The organism is Burkholderia sp. MSMB1498, from assembly GCF_001526245.1.
Lineage (GTDB): Bacteria > Pseudomonadota > Gammaproteobacteria > Burkholderiales > Burkholderiaceae > Burkholderia > Burkholderia savannae.
Window position 1 is genome coordinate 229,653 of the sequence record NZ_LOYJ01000066.1, and the last position, 18,179, is coordinate 247,831.

Annotated in this window: 14 protein-coding genes; 10 read left to right on the forward strand and 4 right to left on the reverse strand. The window is 67.9% G+C overall.

What is annotated here, in order from left to right; translation table 11 throughout:
• The first annotated feature begins 5 nt into the window (after positions 1–5).
• The 6 genes from WS91_RS13275 (at position 6) to WS91_RS13300 (ending at position 8,045) form a co-directional block, all read left to right on the forward strand.
• On the forward strand, positions 6–1,604 hold the full coding sequence (locus WS91_RS13275) for an efflux transporter outer membrane subunit (protein ID WP_059670426.1): 1,599 nt from the start codon (positions 6–8) through the stop codon (positions 1,602–1,604).
• 474 nt (positions 1,605–2,078) lie between these two features.
• Positions 2,079–2,558 carry a hypothetical protein gene (locus tag WS91_RS35820; RefSeq protein ID WP_145986772.1) on the forward strand — a complete coding sequence of 160 codons (480 nt, stop codon included), beginning with the start codon at positions 2,079–2,081 and terminating at the stop codon, positions 2,556–2,558.
• A 578-nt stretch (positions 2,559–3,136) separates the two neighbouring features.
• Positions 3,137–3,649, forward strand: a complete 513-nt coding sequence (locus WS91_RS13285) for a fimbrial protein (protein ID WP_038743082.1) — start codon at positions 3,137–3,139, stop codon at positions 3,647–3,649.
• A gap of 149 nt (positions 3,650–3,798) precedes the next feature.
• Complete coding sequence (locus WS91_RS13290) at positions 3,799–6,240, forward strand: fimbria/pilus outer membrane usher protein (RefSeq protein WP_197422240.1); 2,442 nt, start codon at positions 3,799–3,801, stop codon at positions 6,238–6,240.
• A 33-nt stretch (positions 6,241–6,273) separates the two neighbouring features.
• Positions 6,274–7,023: a fimbrial biogenesis chaperone gene (locus WS91_RS13295; RefSeq protein WP_038743080.1), complete on the forward strand. Its 750-nt coding sequence runs from the start codon at positions 6,274–6,276 to the stop codon at positions 7,021–7,023.
• Positions 7,020–8,045, forward strand: coding sequence for a fimbrial protein (locus WS91_RS13300; protein WP_059575012.1), 1,026 nt, complete (start codon positions 7,020–7,022; stop codon positions 8,043–8,045). Before WS91_RS13295 ends, WS91_RS13300 begins: the two co-directional genes overlap by 4 nt.
• Positions 8,046–8,096: 51 nt before the next feature.
• On the opposite strand, the gene WS91_RS13305 is transcribed toward WS91_RS13300, so the two are convergent.
• The 4 genes from WS91_RS13305 to capA form a co-directional block, all read right to left on the reverse strand.
• On the reverse strand, positions 8,097–9,851 hold the full coding sequence (locus WS91_RS13305; protein WP_038743078.1) for an ATP-binding cassette domain-containing protein: 1,755 nt from the start codon (positions 9,849–9,851) through the stop codon (positions 8,097–8,099).
• 160 nt (positions 9,852–10,011) lie between these two features.
• Positions 10,012–11,760 (reverse strand): lasso peptide isopeptide bond-forming cyclase, encoded by a 1,749-nt coding sequence (locus WS91_RS13310; RefSeq protein WP_059670390.1) that lies wholly within the window; start codon positions 11,758–11,760, stop codon positions 10,012–10,014.
• Positions 11,696–12,415 (reverse strand): lasso peptide biosynthesis B2 protein, encoded by a 720-nt coding sequence (locus WS91_RS13315; protein WP_038743076.1) that lies wholly within the window; start codon positions 12,413–12,415, stop codon positions 11,696–11,698. The genes WS91_RS13310 and WS91_RS13315 overlap by 65 nt, the downstream gene beginning before the upstream one ends.
• Positions 12,416–12,467: 52 nt before the next feature.
• On the reverse strand, positions 12,468–12,611 hold the full coding sequence (gene capA / locus WS91_RS35825) for a capistruin family lasso peptide (RefSeq protein WP_145986771.1): 144 nt from the start codon (positions 12,609–12,611) through the stop codon (positions 12,468–12,470).
• Positions 12,612–13,184: 573 nt separating this feature from the next.
• On the opposite strand from capA, the gene WS91_RS13320 reads away from it, so the two are divergent.
• From WS91_RS13320 to WS91_RS13335, 4 genes are all read left to right on the forward strand, one after another.
• Entirely contained in the window at positions 13,185–14,174 is a 990-nt protein-coding gene (locus tag WS91_RS13320) for an AraC family transcriptional regulator (RefSeq protein WP_059670391.1), read from the forward strand.
• 99 nt (positions 14,175–14,273) lie between these two features.
• Positions 14,274–15,224: a substrate-binding domain-containing protein gene (locus tag WS91_RS13325; RefSeq protein WP_059670392.1), complete on the forward strand. Its 951-nt coding sequence runs from the start codon at positions 14,274–14,276 to the stop codon at positions 15,222–15,224.
• Positions 15,218–16,879, forward strand: a complete 1,662-nt coding sequence (locus tag WS91_RS13330) for a sugar ABC transporter ATP-binding protein (RefSeq protein WP_442854973.1) — start codon at positions 15,218–15,220, stop codon at positions 16,877–16,879. The genes WS91_RS13325 and WS91_RS13330 overlap by 7 nt, the downstream gene beginning before the upstream one ends.
• Entirely contained in the window at positions 16,872–17,915 is a 1,044-nt protein-coding gene (locus WS91_RS13335; protein WP_038743073.1) for an ABC transporter permease, read from the forward strand. The genes WS91_RS13330 and WS91_RS13335 overlap by 8 nt, the downstream gene beginning before the upstream one ends.
• Positions 17,916–18,179 lie beyond the last annotated feature (264 nt).

Consider the following 18,179-nt stretch of genomic DNA (forward strand, 5'->3'; position numbering starts at 1 on the left):
AAGCGATGATGACACCTCTGTCCGTGCGAAACGGATCATGCCGTTCGGGGCGGCCGGGCGCGCCTCGGGCGTGGCCGATCGCGCTCGCGGCGGCGCTCGTCGCGGGCTGCACGCTCGCGCCGCGCTACGAGCGGCCGGCCGCGCCCGTGCCGGCGAGCTATGCGCGAACGGACGCGGCGGTGTCGCGGGATGCGGCGGCATCGGCGGCCGACGGCGGGGCGCGCGGCATGCCCGGCGCGCGTGACGCGGCGAACGCGAGCGGCGCGCACGAGATGCACGAACTGCATGAGCTGCAAGAGGTACACGACACGCACGACACGCGCCTCGACGACTGGCGCGCGTACTTCACCGATCCGTCGCTGCGCACGCTGATCGACGCGGCGCTCGCGAACAATCGCGACCTGCGGATCGCGACGCTGCGCATTCAGGAAGCGCGCGGCCTGTACGGCGTCGCGCGCGCGGACCGGCTGCCGTCGATCGACGGCAATCTCGGCTACGAGCGCACGCGCCAGTACGATCCGGTGCTGCGCGAGAGCGCGACGAGCACGCTGTATCGCGCGGGCGTCGGCGTGAGCGCGTTCGAGATCGATCTGTTCGGCCGCGTGAAGAGCCTGTCCGACGCGGCGCTCGCCGAATACTTCGCGACGGCCGAAGGGCGGCGCGCGGCGCACATCAGCCTGATCGCCGAGGTCGCGTCCGCTTACGTGGCCGAGCGCGCGCTCGTCGATCAACTGGCGCTCGCCGAGCGCACGCTCGCCGCGCGCGACGCGACGTACGCGCTCACGCAGCGCCGCTACGCGGCCGGCACGAGCACGGCGATCGAGCTGCGCACGGCCGAGATGCTCGTCGCGTCGGCGCGCGCGTCGAAGGCGGCGCTCGAGCGCGAGCATACGCAGGCGACGAGCGCGCTGAAGCTGCTCGCGGGCGATTTCACGACGACGTTGCCCGCCGGCGCGCCCGCGCTCGACGAGTTCGCCGTCGCGCCGGTGTCGCCGGGGCTGCCGTCGGATCTGCTCGAACAGCGGCCGGACATCCGGCAGGCCGAGCAGCGGCTCGTTGCGGCGAACGCGAACATCGGCGCCGCGCGCGCGGCGTTCTTCCCGCGCATCACGCTTACCACCGACGCCGGTTCGGTCAGCGATGCGTTCTCGGGGCTCTTCTCGGCCGGCTCGAGCGTGTGGACGTTCGCGCCGCGACTCACGCTGCCGATCTTCGCGGGCGGGCGCAATCGTGCGAACCTCGACGTCGCCGACGCGCGCAAGGACATCGCGGTGGCCGACTACGAGAAGACGATCCAGACGGCGTTTCGCGAAGTCGCCGACGCGCTCGCGGCCCGCGATCAGATCGACGCGCAGCTCGCCGCGCAGCAGGCGGCGTACGGCGCGGACGCCGAGCGGCTGCGGCTCGCGCAGCGGCGCTACGGCAGCGGCGTCGCGAGCTATCTCGAACTGCTCGACGCGCAGCGCAGCACGTTCGAATCCGGGCAGGAGCTGATTCGCCTGAAGCAGCTGCGGCTCACGAACGCGATCGCGCTGTATCGCGCGCTCGGCGGCGGCTGGTCGCGCGCCGCGTGCGGTGGCGGGGACATCTGTCCGCAAGCCTGAGCTAGCGTTCGAGCTGATCGGGCGCGCCGCGTGGCCTCGGCATGCGTGCCCGTCGGCTCAGGTAGTGCGCCGTGCGTGGCGTTGGCGCGTCGCAGCGTCGGATTCGTTGCGCGCCGGTGCGCCGCTTCTGGTTCGCTGAGCGCGAGGGCCGATCGTCCGGCCGTTGTGACGCTCGGCACGTCGATACGGAGGTCGATACGCACGTCGATACGCACGTCGATACGCAGATTCGGTGCGGCAAGCGCCGCTAGTCGACCCGCGCGCGTCGCCCGCGCGTGAATTCGCGAAGCATTCCCGCGACGCCGAACGCGTCGCTTCGCATCCGCGCCGCGGTTTTCAATTCTCGTCTTGTTGCCTCGCTGATTCCGCGTGGGCGACGCGCGCCCGCGAAATCCTATCCACCGCCTGCGCATTGCGCATCATCGCCCGGCTAACGGGCGCTCTCGCGCGTTAGCCGGGCCGGCCGCGTCGGCCGTGCGCGATCCGCATATTGGCGGCCTTCGCGATGCGCAACACGCGATGCGCACCCGTCGGCGAGCCGCACCGCTGCCGCTCGGCATCGTCGGCGAAGCGCCCGGCGCTCGCGCTCGGCGGGCGATCCGGCCGCTTCGCTTTCCGTTTCGCTTCCCGCTTTCCGCTTCGCTTCGCACGTCGCTTCTCATTGCACGCGTGACGCCGTTCGAACGTGCGTCGGCCGATCGTCTCGATCGGGGTAGCTCGCGCCAGCGCGCCGCCATCTCGCAACCCCGCGCGGCGCTCGATCGATTCGGGGCCCGCCGGCGCGTTGCGGATCGCATCCGGCAGCCGCCGAATCGCCGAATCGCCCCGATCCGCACGGCGGGGGAGGGCCGCCCCCGAGCGAATTCCACGGTCTTTTCGTTCGGCGACGTCGGCAAACGTTTGAGCACGCACACTCTCAATCGGCAAACGATTGCAAATGAATTAAATCGCTAATCGACTTATCTCATAAATACAAATGTGCAATTTAATTGTCAAATAAATTCAAATTCATGAATATTGAAATGATTGCATAAAATGAAAACATGTGAGCCGTGAGATTTCATGGATTCGCAAACGATTGCGTCAATAATTTTTAATGAGATTGATATCTCATAATTGATTGAAAGGAATATTTTGACGTTGCGATTTGACAACTCTTACAGAAAAGTCAAAAAGCAAACGTCTCTTCGGCACCTCGGGGCGGATCTGTCGGCGGCCTTCCATACCTACGTCGACACGCCGGCGAAAGGCCAATATTCCCAATTAAAACAATGCATTAACATCAAATAATCGGAGTCGCCGCTTGGCGTAAAAGTGCGGCAAATCGCCGCATTTCCGAAATTCTCCGGCACCACGAGCAAATCGTTTGTAAGGCGATAATCTGACAATGATTTACAAAATACTTTCCAAATCATATTGATAATTCGGCCCGTCGCGACGAACCAGGCCAACGCATTGCGGCGCATTTCCTTGCATTGCGAACACGTCCGACAAATCGTCAAAACCTCATTAGTCACGTTACGGAATCAGCCATGAAAAAAGCACTCCTGTCCGCCGTCGCCTTCGCCGCCCTGTCCACGTCGGCGTTCGCCGCCGGCAACGGCATCATCAACTTCACGGGCGAGATCGTCGCGGGCGCATGCGGCATCGACGCGGGCTCGGTGGATCAGACCGTGCGTCTCGGCTTCGTCCCGACCAACAAGTTCAAGGCGGCGGGCGACAAGTCGACTCCGCAGAACTTCGACATCAACCTCGTCGACTGCGACACGAGCGTCGCGAAGAACGCGTACTTCACGTTCACGGGCACGTCGAACGCGACGCAGCCGAAGCTGATCGCCACTGTCGGCTCGGCGAAGAACGTCGGCATCCGCCTGCAATCGGCGTCGGGCGAAGATCTCGACAACGGCGTGGAGCAGAAGGGCCCGCTCGTGCTGAGCAACGGCACGAGCGTCGCGCGCTTCTCCGCGATGTACGAAGCGACCGCCGCGAGCGTCACGCCGGGCACGGCCGACGGCGTCGCGAATTTCACCGTCCGCTACCAGTAAGCCCGCGCGGCTCGACGAGCCGCCCAGCGAGGAAAGGGCGCGCGCCCCTTCCTCGCGCGAATCCTTCTCGCATTCCCGTTTTCCCCGCGATCCCCATCCCGTTACGGTTTCAGTCAGTCGGCGTGCGAATCAGACTTTTCTTTCTCTGCGTGTCCATGCTGGTCGCCGGCAGCCATGCCCGGGCGACGGAGTTCAATTCGTCGTTCCTGAGCATCGACGGCAAGAACGAAGTCGACCTGTCGCAGTTCGCGCAGGCGGACTACACGCTGCCGGGCACCTATCTGCTCGACGTGCAGGTGAACGACGTGTTCTACGGCCTGCGGCAGATCGAATTCGTCGGCGAGCGTGAAGGGGCGGGCGCGCGCGCGTGCATCACGCCCGAGCTCGTCGCGCAGTTCGGCCTGAAGAAGTCGCTCGTCAACGACATGCCGCGCGTGATGGGCGGGCGCTGCGCGGATCTTTCCGCGATCGAGGGCGTGACGATCCGCTACCAGAAGGGCGAAGGGCGCCTGAAAATCACGATTCCGCAAGCGGCGCTCGAATTCACCGACACGTCGTACCTGCCGCCCGAGCGCTGGAGCGACGGCGTGAGCGGCGCGATGCTCGACTATCGCGTGCTCGCGAACGCGAACCACGCGTTCGGCGGCGGCGCGCAGCAGAACAACTCGGTGCAGGCGTACGGCACGATCGGCGCGAACTGGGGCGCGTGGCGCTTTCGCGGCGACTATCAGGCGCAGACGAACGCGGGCGGCTCCGTCTACGCGGACCGCGCGTTCCGCTTCAACCAGCTCTACGCGTACCGCGCGCTGCCGTCGATCCAGTCGACGCTGTCGTTCGGCGAGATCTACGTCGATTCGGACATCTTCAGCACGTTCTCGATGTCGGGCGTTGCGCTGAAGAGCGACGACCGGATGCTGCCGCCGTCGATGCGCGGCTACGCGCCGCTCGTCACGGGCGTCGCGCGCACGAACGCGATCGTCAAGGTGATGCAGGACGGCCGCGTGCTGTACATGACGAAGGTGTCGCCGGGCGCGTTCGCGCTGTCGAACCTCAACACGAGCGTGCAGGGCACGCTCGACGTCGTCGTCGAGGAAGAGGACGGCTCGGTCCAGCGCTTCCAGGTCGCGACCGCGTCGGTGCCGTTTCTCGCGCGCGAAGGGCAACTGCGCTACAAGAGCGCGCTCGGCAAGCCGCGCACGTTCGGCGGCGCGGGCATCACGCCGTGGTTCGGCTTCGCCGAGGCCGCGTACGGGCTGCCGTTGGACGTGACCGTCTACGGCGGGCTCATCGCGGCGTCCGGCTACACGTCGGTCGCGTTCGGCGTCGGCCGCGATTTCGGCCGCTTCGGCGCGCTGTCGGCGGACATCACGCATGCGCGCGCGACGCTCTGGTGGAGCGGCCGGACGAAGCACGGCAACTCGTACCGGATCAACTATTCGAAGCACTTCGACGCGCTCGACGCCGATGTGCGCTTCTTCGGCTATCGCTTCTCCGAGCGCGACTACACGAACTTCCAGCAGTTCTCGGGCGACCCGAGCGCGTCGAGTCTCGCGAACAGCAAGCAGCGCTATTCGGCGATGCTGTCGAAGCGCTTCGGCGACACGTCGGCCTACTTCTCGTACGACCAGACGACCTACTGGGCGCGCCCGTCCGATCAACGCATCGGCGTGACGCTCACGCGCGCGTTTTCGCTCGGCGGCCTGAAGAGCGTGAACATGAGCTTCTCCGCGTTCCGCACGCAAGGCGCGGGCGGCGGCGGCAACCAGGTGTCGCTGACGGCGACGCTGCCGCTCGGCGAGCGCCAGACGCTCACGTCGAGCGTGTCGGCCGGCCAGGGCGGCACGAGCGTGAACGCGGGCTACATCTACGACGGCATGAACGGCCGCACCTATCAGCTATACGGCGGCACGACCGACGGCCGCGCGTCGGCCAACGCGAGCTTGCGGCAGCGCACGCCTTCCTACCAGCTCACCGCTCAGGCGTCCACGGTCGCGAATTCGTACGCGTCGGCGTCGCTCGAGCTCGACGGCTCGTTCGTCGCGACGCGCTACGGCGTGACCGCGCACGCGAACGGCAACGGGGGCGACACGCGCCTGCTCGTGTCGACCGACGGGGTGCCCGGCGTGCCGCTGTCCGGCACTTACGCCCGCACGAATGCGCGCGGCTTTGCGGTGATCGACGGCGTGTCGCCGTACAACGTGTACGACGCGGCCGTGAGCGTGGAGAAGCTCGGCCTCGACACCGACGTGACGAACCCGATCCAGCGCACCGTGCTGACGGACGGCGCGATCGGCTACCTCAAGTTCAACGCGGCGCGCGGGCGCAACGTGTTCGTCACGCTGACGGGCGACGGCGGCGCGCCGGTGCCGTTCGGCGCATCGGTGCAGGACGCCGCGACCGGCAAGGAGCTCGGCATCGTCGGCGAGGCGGGTGCCGCGTACCTGACGCAGGTGCAGCCGCGCGCGAAGCTCGTCGTGCGCGCCGGCGCGAAGACGATCTGCACGCCCGCCGCGCTCCCCGACACGCTGCAGCTCGACGGCACGCCCGCGCCCGTCGCTTGCGAATCCGCGACGCAGCACGCGTCGCGCTGACCGATCCGAACGACCGAACGACCGAACGACCCGATGACGACCATGACCCCACGACTCCTTTCCGTTTCGAACGCGCGGCGCGTGGCCGCCGCGCTCCTCGCCGCGCTCGCGGGCGCCGCGCACGCGGCGATCGTGCCGGACCGCACGCGCGTGATTCTCAACGAAGGCGAGCAGGCCGCGATCGTGACGATCTCGAACAAGAGCGACGCGTATCCGTACCTCGTGCAGTCGTGGCTCGAGGACGAGCACGGCAACAAGATCACGACGCCGCTGATGGTCGTGCCGCCGCTGCAGCGCGTCGAGCCGAAGGAGCGCAACGTGCTGCGGATCGCGCGCATGCCGGGCGCGGCGCTGCCCGCCGATCGCGAATCGGTGTTCTATCTGAACATCCGCGAGGTGCCGCCGAAGACCGACACGCCGAACGCGCTGCAGATCGCGCTGCACACGCAGATGAAGCTGTTCTACCGGCCGGCCGGCGTGCAGCCCGCGCGCGACGAGGACCCGACGCTGCCGATGACGCTGCGCGTCGATGCGGCCGCGCGCCGGCTCGTGCTCGACAATCCGACGCCGTATCACATCACGGTCGTCGCGCTCGCGGCGGGCGCGAACAAGGCGCCGCTGCCGCTCGATCCGGTGATGGTGAATCCGAAGAGCGCGGCGAGCGTGCCGTTCTCGGCGTCGGCGGCGGGCGGCATCGCCGTTACGCACGTCGACGACTACGGCGGCCAGGTCACGGTCGAATACGCGTGCGACGGCAACGCATGCCGGAGCGTGAAGCAATGAGCGCGCGCCTGCGTTTTCCGCCGCGGCGCATGCCCGGCTGGCTCGCATGGATGTGCGCGGCGCTCCTCGTCGCGCTCGCGCAGCCCGCGTGGGCCGTGCGGTGCCTGACGAACAGCGGCCAGAGCTCGCTCACCGAGCCGATCGGCAACGTCGCGTCGTATCCGACCGACGCGCCCGACGGCTACGTGATCTGGATATCCGCGCCGCGCACGACGGACGGCTATTGCTACAAGGATCTCGGCGGCAAGGGCAATCTGGATATCGTCGACAACATCTACTTCTACGCGAATCCGGACGGCAAGAATCCGGCCGCGTGGGGGCTCGAGATCGGCATCCGCTATCAGGGCGTCGATCATTTCGGCGCGGGCAGCCGCCCCGGCACCGGCGTGCCGACGGGCTTCGCGGTGCCGCCGTGCCCGCAGGCGGACTTCAACGCGAAGCGCTGCCCGAAGATTCCGATCAGCATCACGTACCAGGTGGTCGTGCGCAAGAAGGGCGCGTGGGTGCAGCCGCCGAGCGACGTCTACACGGTGTTCCAGTTCGACGGCGAGAAGGGCTTGAACAACACGAACCCGAGCTTCCAGTACCGGCTGAGCGGCCTGCAGAACCTGAAGCCGACGCCGTGCATGGTCGACGTGACGGTCACGCCCGAGCCGGGGATCGTCAAGTTCGGGCAGATCCAGGCGTTGGGCAACGGCTTTTCGCCCGCCGTGCCGCGCAAGCAGTTCAGCCTCGCGCTCGCGAAGAAATGCAGCGTCCCGGTGCGCGTCGACGGTTACTTCGAGACCTCGCAGACCGTGCGCAACGGCCTGCTCGTGCCGCAGAGCGACAGCAACTTCGGCATCGGCATCGAGGACAGGAACGGCACGGCGATTCCGTTCAACCAGCAGTTCGTGCTCACGCAGATGCCGGGGAACGTGTCGTATCAGAACATCGTGCTCGACGCGGTGCTGAAGTCGTTCGGCGCGCCGAAGATCGGGCCGTTCACCGGGACGGCGACGATTCGGCTGTTCATCTACTGAGCGCGCCCGACCGGCCCGCGGCCGCCGCCGCGCACCGATGCCCCCCGAGCGTCATGCGTTCGACACCGCCGGTTCGGGCTGGCGGCGCCAGAACGTGCGGTACTCGTCGCAGGTATCGATGAGGCGCCGATGCGGGCCCGCCGCGACGAGCCGCCCGGCCGACAGAAACAGCACCTGGTCGGCCGCCTCGACGTTCGCGATACGGTGGGTGATCAGCACGAGCGTCGTGCGTCCGCGAAGACGCTCGCGAAGCATCGCGATGCCGAGCGCGTCGCTGTGCGGATCGAGCCCCGAGGTCGTTTCATCGAGGACGATCGCGGGGACGTCGACGCCCATCAGCCTGACGAGCTCGACCTTCTGCACCTGGCCGCCCGACAGGCGCGCGCCGCCTTCGCCCACTTCGCCGTCGAGATCGATGCGCCGGCCGTCCTTGTGGAACGCGAGGCGTTCGAGCAGCCGGGTCGCGTCGTCGTCGGTGAGCGTCGACGGGTAGTAGCGCACGTTCTCCCGCAGCGGGCGGTTGAAAAGCGCGACGTCCTGCGGGACGTATAGCGCGAAGCCGCTGCGCGCGGCGTCGTCGACGCCGTACAGGTCGACGCCGTCGTATGCGACGACGCCGTCGTCGGGCGGCAGCAGCCCGGCGACGATCTTCGCGAGCGTGGACTTGCCCGAGCCGTTGTGGCCGACGATCGCCGTGTAGCTGCCCGCCGGCAGGTCGAACGACAGCGGTTCGATCGCGAAGCGATCCGCCCGGCGAAACGCCAGCCGGCGAACCGCGATGTGCGCGGCCGAGCCGCCCGGCTGCGCTCGGGCGGCGCCGGCAGCGGGCGCGCGGGGCGCGATCTCGAGCGCTTCGCGCACGTTCGCGAGCGCCGCGCCCGCCTGGCGGAGCACGAACCCGTACGCGCCGAGCGGCAGCGCGAACTGCAGCACGTAGGTCTGCAGCAGCATGAAATCGCCGAGCGTGATCCGCGCGGCCGCGATGTCGCGCACGCACAGCACGAACATCGCCGCCATGCCGAGCGCGATGATGCCGTACTGATAGACGGCCGCGCGCGTGAGCAGCCACGACCGCCGCCAGTTGACGTCGAGCCGCGCGCCGGCTCTCGCCGCGACGTAGTCGATCTCCCGCGGCACCGCGCCGTTGTAGACGACGCGCGGCGCATTCGCGAGCACGTCGCCGAGCGCGGCCGACAGCGCGCCGGCGGCCTCGTTCGTCGTCGCGGCGCTCTTCTCGTACTGCTCGGCCGACAAGTGGGAGAACAGGAAATAGGCGGCCAGCACCGCGAACAGGATCGCGGCGTACCGCAGCGGCATCAGCAGCGAGATCAGCGCGAACGCGACGGCGAGCTGGATCACGACGGGCGTGATCTTCCACAGCACGCCTTCGACGATCACCTGCAGGCTGTACGGCAGGCGTTCGAGGAGGCCCTGCACGTAGCCGCTGTCGGCGCACGCGCGGCCGGCGAGCGCGGGAAGCTGCGCGCGCAGTGCACGACGCAGCAGCGCGTTCGACGCGGCGTTGACGATCCGGCCGGTGTACGCGAGCAGGACGATCGACGAGATCGCGGACGCGGACCACAGCACGGCGAACAGCACGATGTCGACGGACGCCTTCACGGTGTCGAAATGCGGGCGCGACAGCTCGTCGACCGCGAGCTTCAACGTGACCGGGCCGAGCAGCATGAACGCCGACGTCAGCGCCTCGATCAGCACGCCGGCGACGATCAGCTTTCTCGCATTCGTTTCCTTGTCGAGCATCAGACGGACGACGTCCGCCAGCGAGCGTAGTGCGGCAAGTTTCATGTCGATTCGCAATCGTGCCGGAAAGCCGGCGTTCGGGACGGGAGGGCGGGCATCTCGGCGCGCGGCGGCGCGATCCGCGGCCGCAACGGATGCGACGGATGCAACGGCCGCAACGGATGCAATGGCGAGGGCGTCATGCGGGGCGCGGCCAAACGCTTCGTCAGCATGCCACAACGTGCCGGTTCGCGACGAAATTCTGCCAGGATGCGCAAAAAACCTCCACGCACCCGACGAGCGCGAGGCTGATCGCGGCCGCATTCTGACCGACGCGCACCGCCTTGAGCGCGTGTTCGAGTTCGGCCTCGTCGATCCTGCCGCTTCGCATCAGCACGCCGTCGCGGATCAATGCGCGAAAAGCGTCGTCATGCGACACGATCCCTTTCACGAAGCCGATGCCGAACGACCCCTTGGTTCTGCGCCACAGCACGTCGACGGGCGTGTGCGCCGAGGCGATCTCGCGCAGCACGATCCGGTCGTTCCGGTGATCGAAGCTGTCGTAGCTCGGAAGGCCGAATGTCGCCTCGACGACCGGCTGCGCGAGATACGGATTGAGCCGGCTCGTATACGCGGCGTCGGTGACGGGCGTCATGATCGACACGAACCGGTCGAGCACCGAGATCGACTCGTCGGACGGCGCGTCCGCGCGCAGGTCCCGCCGCGTGCGGCCGCGCGCCTGCCGGGCCGCGGCGCGCGGCGCGAACAGCTTCGACATCGTCGGCTGCGACACCGACGCGTGCCGCCCGAACAGCCGCCTTCTCAGCGCGATCTTCGCCGCCATCAGCAGGATGCGCGGAATCGAGTCGTTGTGAAGCGTCGCGAGCTTCTCCGCCGTGCGAAGCGCGAACGACCACCCTTTGCCGCGAAGCGCGTCGAGCACCGCGTTCGCGTCCGGCACCGCCTTGAACAGCAGATCGCCGCCCTGGCCCTCGAGCAGCACCGACGAGGGGCCGATCGCGCTCGACACCGCCTTGTCGATGCCGAGAAACAGCATGTCCTGGCTCAGTGCGGCGGGCGGCGTTTGCACGATCCGTTCGGAGAACGGCAAATGGCGGTCGATGTCGATGCAGATGAGTTCCGCGCCGATCGAATCGGCCACGCGCGCCGCCATGTCGCGCTCGTAGAAATCGGGCGACGACATGGAGAACAGGTGGACGGCCGCGAGCGGCGCGCCCGCGCCGAGCGCCTTGCGCAGCAAGATCGCGCCCGCGGACGAATCGACGCCGCCCGACAGCGCGGCGCACACGTTCGGATGGCTGCTCGCGATGCTCGAATAAACGCCGTCGAGCGCGGCCGCGCACGACGCGCGGATATCGTCGGCCGCGTGCGCGCGCGGAAGCCACGCGCGCTCGATCGTGCATCGCCCGTCGGCGTCGACGACGAGCGCGCATCCGGGCGGCACCGTGCGCACCGCCGCGAATGGCGTTTCGTCGAGCGGGCCGAACTGCGTGCACGCGAATTCGATCAGGTAGTCGAGGTTCCAGTCGATCGACGCGCCGTCGAGCAGGTTCGCCGCCTGCGGATCGACGTCGACGCGGCCGTTTTCGCCGGTCCGGTAATAGAGCCGGACCGAATGCAGCGGGTCGGGCAGGAACAGGCGGCGGCCGCTCGCCGCTTCGTCGAGCACGGCGATGTACGCGCCCCAGACGAAGCGGGTGACGACCTCGCGCGCATCGGGCAGCGAGCGGGCGCGCGCGAGCGCGCGATCGAGGTTCGAGTGCGTGTCGCGCAGGTACGCGCGGCCGCGGCCGCCGGCTTCGAGCAGCGTGACGCCGATCGGCCGGTCGGGGCCGCCTTCGCCGGACAGCAGGCTGCGATAGCCGATTGCATCCGTCCACGCGCGCCGTTCAAGCCGCCAGCCCGAGCGGGGCGGCGCGTTCGTCGGGTCGGGGCGTTCGATAGATTTCGCCATAGCTCTTTTTCAGGTCCGGTTCGTCGCCGCACACGCGCCCGTCGACTTCGACCCAAGCATGGGCGACGAACGGCATCGGCCTCACGCCGATCACGAGTTGAGCGGGCACGTTCTCCCGCCTCAGATGCGTGGCGAGCGCGAGCGACATTTGCAGGCACGTGATGCGAAAGGGCGACCAGATCGACGCGCGCAGAAAGCGCTCGACCGTGTGCGACGCGTCGTTGCCGCGCGCCGGCGCGCCGTTCGCGGGGCGGGCGTCGAGCCGCTCGAGCACGGAAAGCGCGTGAAAGCCGCGCAGCTTGAGCGACGCCGCGCCGCGCACGATGCGCCAGAACGGCAGCCACTCGAAGCCGGACGCGTTGCGCTCGCCGAGCGCCCGGCTTGCCCAGATGCCCGAGTCGAACGTGTCGAAGCCCCACCCGCGGTAATCGGCGATGCGGCTTCGGGCGGGCGCCAGCGCTTCGGCGACGATAATTCGGTCGGATATCAACGGCCCCAATGCGCGCGGCGCATCGATTGGCTTGAAATCCAGATAATGGTCGGAAAAAGCCTTCGCACAGGCTTCGTCATAAAGAAAATAACGCGACCGTCGCATATCGAGTGCGACGATCGCTTGATCGAATACCGCAACATGACAACGGCGGGCTAGCATCATGGCTGTTTGTTCCGGTGGGGCGCGATGCCCCACCGGTTTCACGAATCGCTAATTAATTGAATCCGAAGCGCGAAATGACGCGATTGTCCGGCGTTTGGAAGCCCGGCGTGCCGTGCGTCGAGGAAACCGCGTCCAGGCTGACGCCGCTGGAGCCTTGGGCCGTGATACGGAGAAGCTTCGCCAAAAGTCGAACCATTTTAATCTCCTAAAAAGTATCGAATTCGCCAACCTCCTTACGTGTTAGTAAGGTGCCGGCGTTAGGTTTATAGCATCGCCCGGAAGGAAATTCAATCGGAATATTCTTTTCTTTTCGGAGGTAATTTTATATACGCGAATTCAATAATTTATCTCGTGCGGACGATTTATCTTCGATTGAAAATGGAAATCCGGATTTGTCGACTGAATTCCGGAATTTGGAAACAAAATAATATTCGCATTGCTTATCGGCGATCGCGCTTTCGCGATCACGGAGATCGGCGCGCCCGGCAGCGCCGGGCAATCCCGCCGAACTGCCGCGCCCGGCGATGCGTCAGCGCGCCGCCGGCCGCGCGCGAAGCCTGCTGCTTCGCACCAAATTTGACGCCCGAGCCCTCTGCATTCGTCCAATTTCAAAAAAATACCAGTCGGGTGTCTGATTTTTAGTGGCCCGCCGCACGGTCGGCGGCTATCGTTCGCACTACACAAGACGAACGGCGAAAGGCGCTGGCCCGATGCGCGCCGCACCGGAGACGCGCCCCGCGCGCCGTGGCCTGGAGAATAGGAGGAGCGAGTGCAGCCCGATCTCGAAGTCGTCGACGTGCGCCGCGGCGAGTCGTTCAAGGCGTGGTCGCATGGCTACCCGTACCGCACCGTGCGGTGGCACTTTCATCCGGAGTTCGAAGTGCATCTGATCGTCGAGACGACGGGCCAGATGTTCGTCGGCGATTACGTTGGCGGCTTCGGGCCCGGCAATCTCGTGCTGATGGGGCCGAACCTGCCGCACAACTGGGTCAGCGACGTGCCGGAAAGCAAGACGATCGCCGAGCGCAATCTCGTCGTGCAGTTCGGCCAGGCGTTCGCCGCGCGCTGCGCGGACAGTTTCACCGAGTGGCGGCACGTCGAGGGGCTGCTCGCCGACGCGCGGCGCGGCGTGCAGTTCGGCGCGCGCACGAGCGACGCGGTCAAGCCGCTCTTCGCCGAGCTGATCCACGCGCGCGGGCTGCGGCGCATCGTGCTGTTCCTGTCGATGCTGCAGCTCCTCGTCGACGCGCCCGATCGCGAGCCGCTCGCGAGCCCCGCGTATGAAGCCGATCCGTCGACCTTCGCGTCGACCCGCATCAACCACGTGCTCGCATACATCGGCAAGAACCTCGCGAACGAATTGCGCGAGACGGATCTCGCGCGGCTTGCCGGGCAGAGCGTGAGCGCGTTCTCGCATTACTTTCGCCGCCACACCGGCCTGCCGTTCGTCCAGTACGTGAACCGGATGCGCATCAATCTCGCGTGCCAGTTGCTGATGGACGGCGACGCGAGCGTCACCGACATCTGCTTCAGGAGCGGCTTCAACAACCTGTCGAACTTCAATCGCCAGTTCCTTGCGGTGAAGGGCATGTCGCCGTCGCGATTTCGCCGCTATCAGGCGCTGAACGATGCGAGCCGCGACGCGTCGGAGGCGGCCGCGCAGCGCGGCGCGGGCATCGCCGACGCGCCGGCGATCGTGCCCGCCGAGCAGGCGCGCGGCGGCGCCCGGCCGACTTCCGAAGTCCTGCTGTCCGGCTGAGCCGGGCCGCGTGCCCGAGCAACCCAGCAGTCACGCGTCTTCGGCGTGCCGCCCGAGCGGCGCGCGGGGCGCGCTCATGCCTAGAAAACGGAGACAACCATGATGCTTACCGCTTCCTCGACGCCGGCCGCCGGCAACCGGGCCGCGCGCGCGCTGCGCGCCGCGGCGTTCGCAATCGCGCTCGCCGGCGGCGCGGGCGCCGCGCACGCGGCGCCGCTCAAGATCGGCATGACGTTCCAGGAGCTCAACAATCCGTACTTCGTGACGATGCAAAAGGCGCTCAACGAAGCGGCCGCGTCGATCGGCGCGCAGGTGATCGTCACCGACGCGCATCACGACGTCAGCAAGCAGGTGAGCGACGTCGAGGACATGCTGCAGAAGAAGATCGACATCCTGCTCGTGAATCCGACCGATTCGACGGGCATTCAGTCGGCCGTCGCAGCGGCGAAGAAGGCGGGCGCGGTCGTCGTCGCGGTCGACGCGAACGCGAACGGCCCGGTCGATTCGTTCGTCGGCTCGAAGAATTTCGACGCGGGCGCGATGTCGTGCGACTACCTCGCGAAGGCGATCGGCGGCAGCGGCGAGGTCGCGATCCTCGACGGCATTCCGGTCGTGCCGATCCTCGAGCGCGTGCGCGGCTGCCGCGCGGCGCTTGCGAAATTCCCGAACGTGAAGATCGTCGACGTGCAGAACGGCAAGCAGGAGCGCGCGAGCGCGCTCACCGTCACCGAGAACATGATCCAGGCGCGCCCGTTGCTGAAGGGCATCTTCAGCGTCAACGACGGCGGCTCGATGGGCGCGCTGTCCGCGATCGACGCGTCGGGCAGGGACATCAAGCTCACGAGCGTCGACGGCGCGCCCGAGGCGATCGCCGCGCTCCAGAAGCCGAACTCGAAGTTCATCGAAACGTCCGCGCAGTTTCCGCGCGACCAGATCCGCCTCGCGATCGGCATCGGGCTCGCGAAGAAGTGGGGCGCCAACGTGCCGAAGACGATTCCGGTCGACGTGAAGCTGATCGACAAGGACAACGCGAAGAGCTTCAGCTGGTGAGCGAGCGAAGCGACGAGGCCGACGGCATGGACGAAGCCATGGACGAAGCGGGCGACGCGCGCCGAGCCGCCGCGGCCGGCGCGCTCGCGCGGACGGACGGCAGGCGCGGCGCGGCGCGCGCGAGCGAGGATGCGATGGACACGATACTGGCGCTGACCGGCATCACGAAGCGGTTTCCGGGCGTCGTTGCGCTGCGGGGGATCGATCTGCGCGTCGCGCGCGGCGAAATTCACGCGCTGCTCGGCGAGAACGGCGCGGGCAAGTCGACGCTGATGAAGATCCTGTGCGGCATCTACGAGCCGGACGAAGGCACGATCACGATCGACGGCGCGCCGCGCCGCTTCGCGAACTATCACGACGCGATCGCGGCCGGCGTGGGCATCGTGTTCCAGGAGTTCAGCCTGATTCCGGATCTGAACGCGGTCGACAATCTGTTCCTCGGCCGCGAGTGGCGCAACCGGCTCGGGCTGCGAAACCGCGCGCGGATGCGCCGCGCGGCGGCGGACATTTTCGCGCGGCTCGGCGTCGCGATCGATCTGTCGGCGCCGGTGCGCGAGCTGTCGGTCGCGCAGCAGCAGTTCGTCGAGATCGGCAAGGCGCTGTCGCTCGACGCGCGGATTCTGATCCTCGACGAGCCGACCGCGACGCTCACGCCCGCCGAGGCCGCGCATCTGTTCGGCGTGATGCGCGAGCTCAAGCGCCAGGGCGTCGCGATGATCTTCATCTCGCATCATCTCGACGAGATCTTCGAGGTGGGCGACCGGATCACCGTGCTGCGCGACGGGCAGTACGTCGGCACGACGGAGTGCGCGCGCACCGACGTCGGCGCGCTCGTCGAGATGATGGTGGGCCGGCGGATCGACAACACCTTTGCGCCGAAGCCGCGCCTCGCGCGCGACGCCGCGCTCGTGCTCGAAGTCGACGCGCTGCAGGTGCGCGAGGACGGCCCCGTGAACCGCTTCGCGCTGCGCGAGGGCGAGATCCTCGGCTTCGCGGGCCTCGTCGGCTCGGGGCGCACGTCGAGCGCGCTCGCGCTGATCGGCGCGAAGCCCGCGCGCGTGCGGCAGATGCGCGTGCGCGGCCGCGCGGTGCGCTTGGCGGACCCCGCCGACGCGCTCGCCGCAGGCATCGGCATCCTGCCGGAGAGCCGCAAAACGGAAGGGCTCATCACCGCATTCTCGATCCGGCACAACGTGGCGATCAACAACCTCGGCAAGCACCGCAGCCTGCGCTGGTTCATCGACGCGGGAGCCGAGACGCGCGCGACGCGCGAGCTGATGAAGCGGCTCGGCGTGAAGGCGCCGACGCCCGAGACGCGCGTGGATACGCTCTCGGGCGGCAACCAGCAGAAGGTCGTGATCGCGCGCTGGCTGAACCACCACACGCGAATCCTGATCTTCGACGAGCCGACGCGCGGCATCGACATCGGCGCGAAGGCCGAGATCTATCAACTGATGCGCGAGCTGACCGCGCGCGGCTATTCGATCGTGCTGATCTCGAGCGAGCTGCCGGAGATCGTCGGGATGTGCGATCGCGTCGCGGTGTTCCGGCAGGGCCGCATCGAGGCGATCCTCGACGGCGACGCGATCGATCCGAACACGGTGATGACTTATGCGACTTCAGACGTACGCGGAGCGAATCATGAACATGCATGAGCGGACGACGCCGCCGTCGTCTTCCTCTTCCGCGCCCGCCGCCGCGGGCGCAGCGCCGGCCGCGGGCCCGGGCGCGCCGCCGCCCGCCGGCGTGCGCGCGCGGCGCGCGTTCGCCGCGCTCAGGCGCTCGACGACGTTTTATCCGCTCGTCGGGCTCGCCGTCGTGTGCGTCGCGATGATGTTCGCGAGCGAGAGCTTCCTGAGCGCCGCGAACCTCGAGAACGTGCTGCGGCAGGTGTCGATCAACGCGATCATCGGCGTGGGGATGACCTGCGTGATCCTGACGGGCGGCATCGACCTGTCGGTCGGCTCGGTGATGGCGCTGTCGGGCACGCTGACGGCGGGCCTGCTCGTCGCGGGCGTGAACGGCGCGTTGGCGCTCGCCGCGGGCGTCGGCGCCGGCGTCGCGCTCGGCGCGGCGAACGGCTTTTTCGTCGCGTTCGCCGGCATGCCGCCCATCATCGTCACGCTCGCGACGATGGGCATCGCGCGCGGCCTCGCGCTCATCTACACGGGCGGCTATCCGATCGACGGGTTGCCCGACTGGGTCCGCTTCTTCGGCAGCGGCAACGTGCTCGGCGTGCAGACGCCCGTCGTCGCGATGCTCGCCGTCTACGCGCTCGCGTGGCTCATGCTGGAGCGCATGCCGTTCGGCCGCTACGTGTACGCGATCGGCGGCAACGAACACGCGACGCGGCTCTCCGGCGTGCGCGTCGCGCGCGTGAAGCTCGTCGTCTACACGTTCGCGGGGCTCACGTCCGCGCTCGCCGCGCTCGTGCTGACGGGACGCCTGATGAGCGGGCAGCCGAACGCGGGCGTCGGCTTCGAGCTCGACGCGATCGCGGCCGTCGTGATGGGCGGCACGTCGATCGCGGGCGGGCGCGGCGCGATCGTCGGCACGCTCGTCGGCGCGTTGCTGCTCGGCGTGCTGAACAACGGCCTGAACATGATCGGCGTGAATCCGTACGTGCAGAACGTGATCAAGGGCGGAATCATCCTGCTCGCGATCTACATCGGCCGCGAGCGGCGCAAGTGATGCACTTGACGCAAGTGACGCACGCGATGCGCACGCTGCGCGCGGCGGCGACGCGTACGGCGCGCGTCGCGCACTTCATGCACCCAACGCACCCAATGCACCCAACGCGCGTCGCGCACCTCACGTGCGTCATGCACGTCACGCGCCGCGCCGCGTCGCGGCAAGCGGCGGCCGATGCGGCTTGCGCCGCGCGGGCCGCACACGTGACGTACGCGGCGCGCGGAACGCCGAGCACGCGCGCCTCGCGCATCGGCCGCCCGGGCG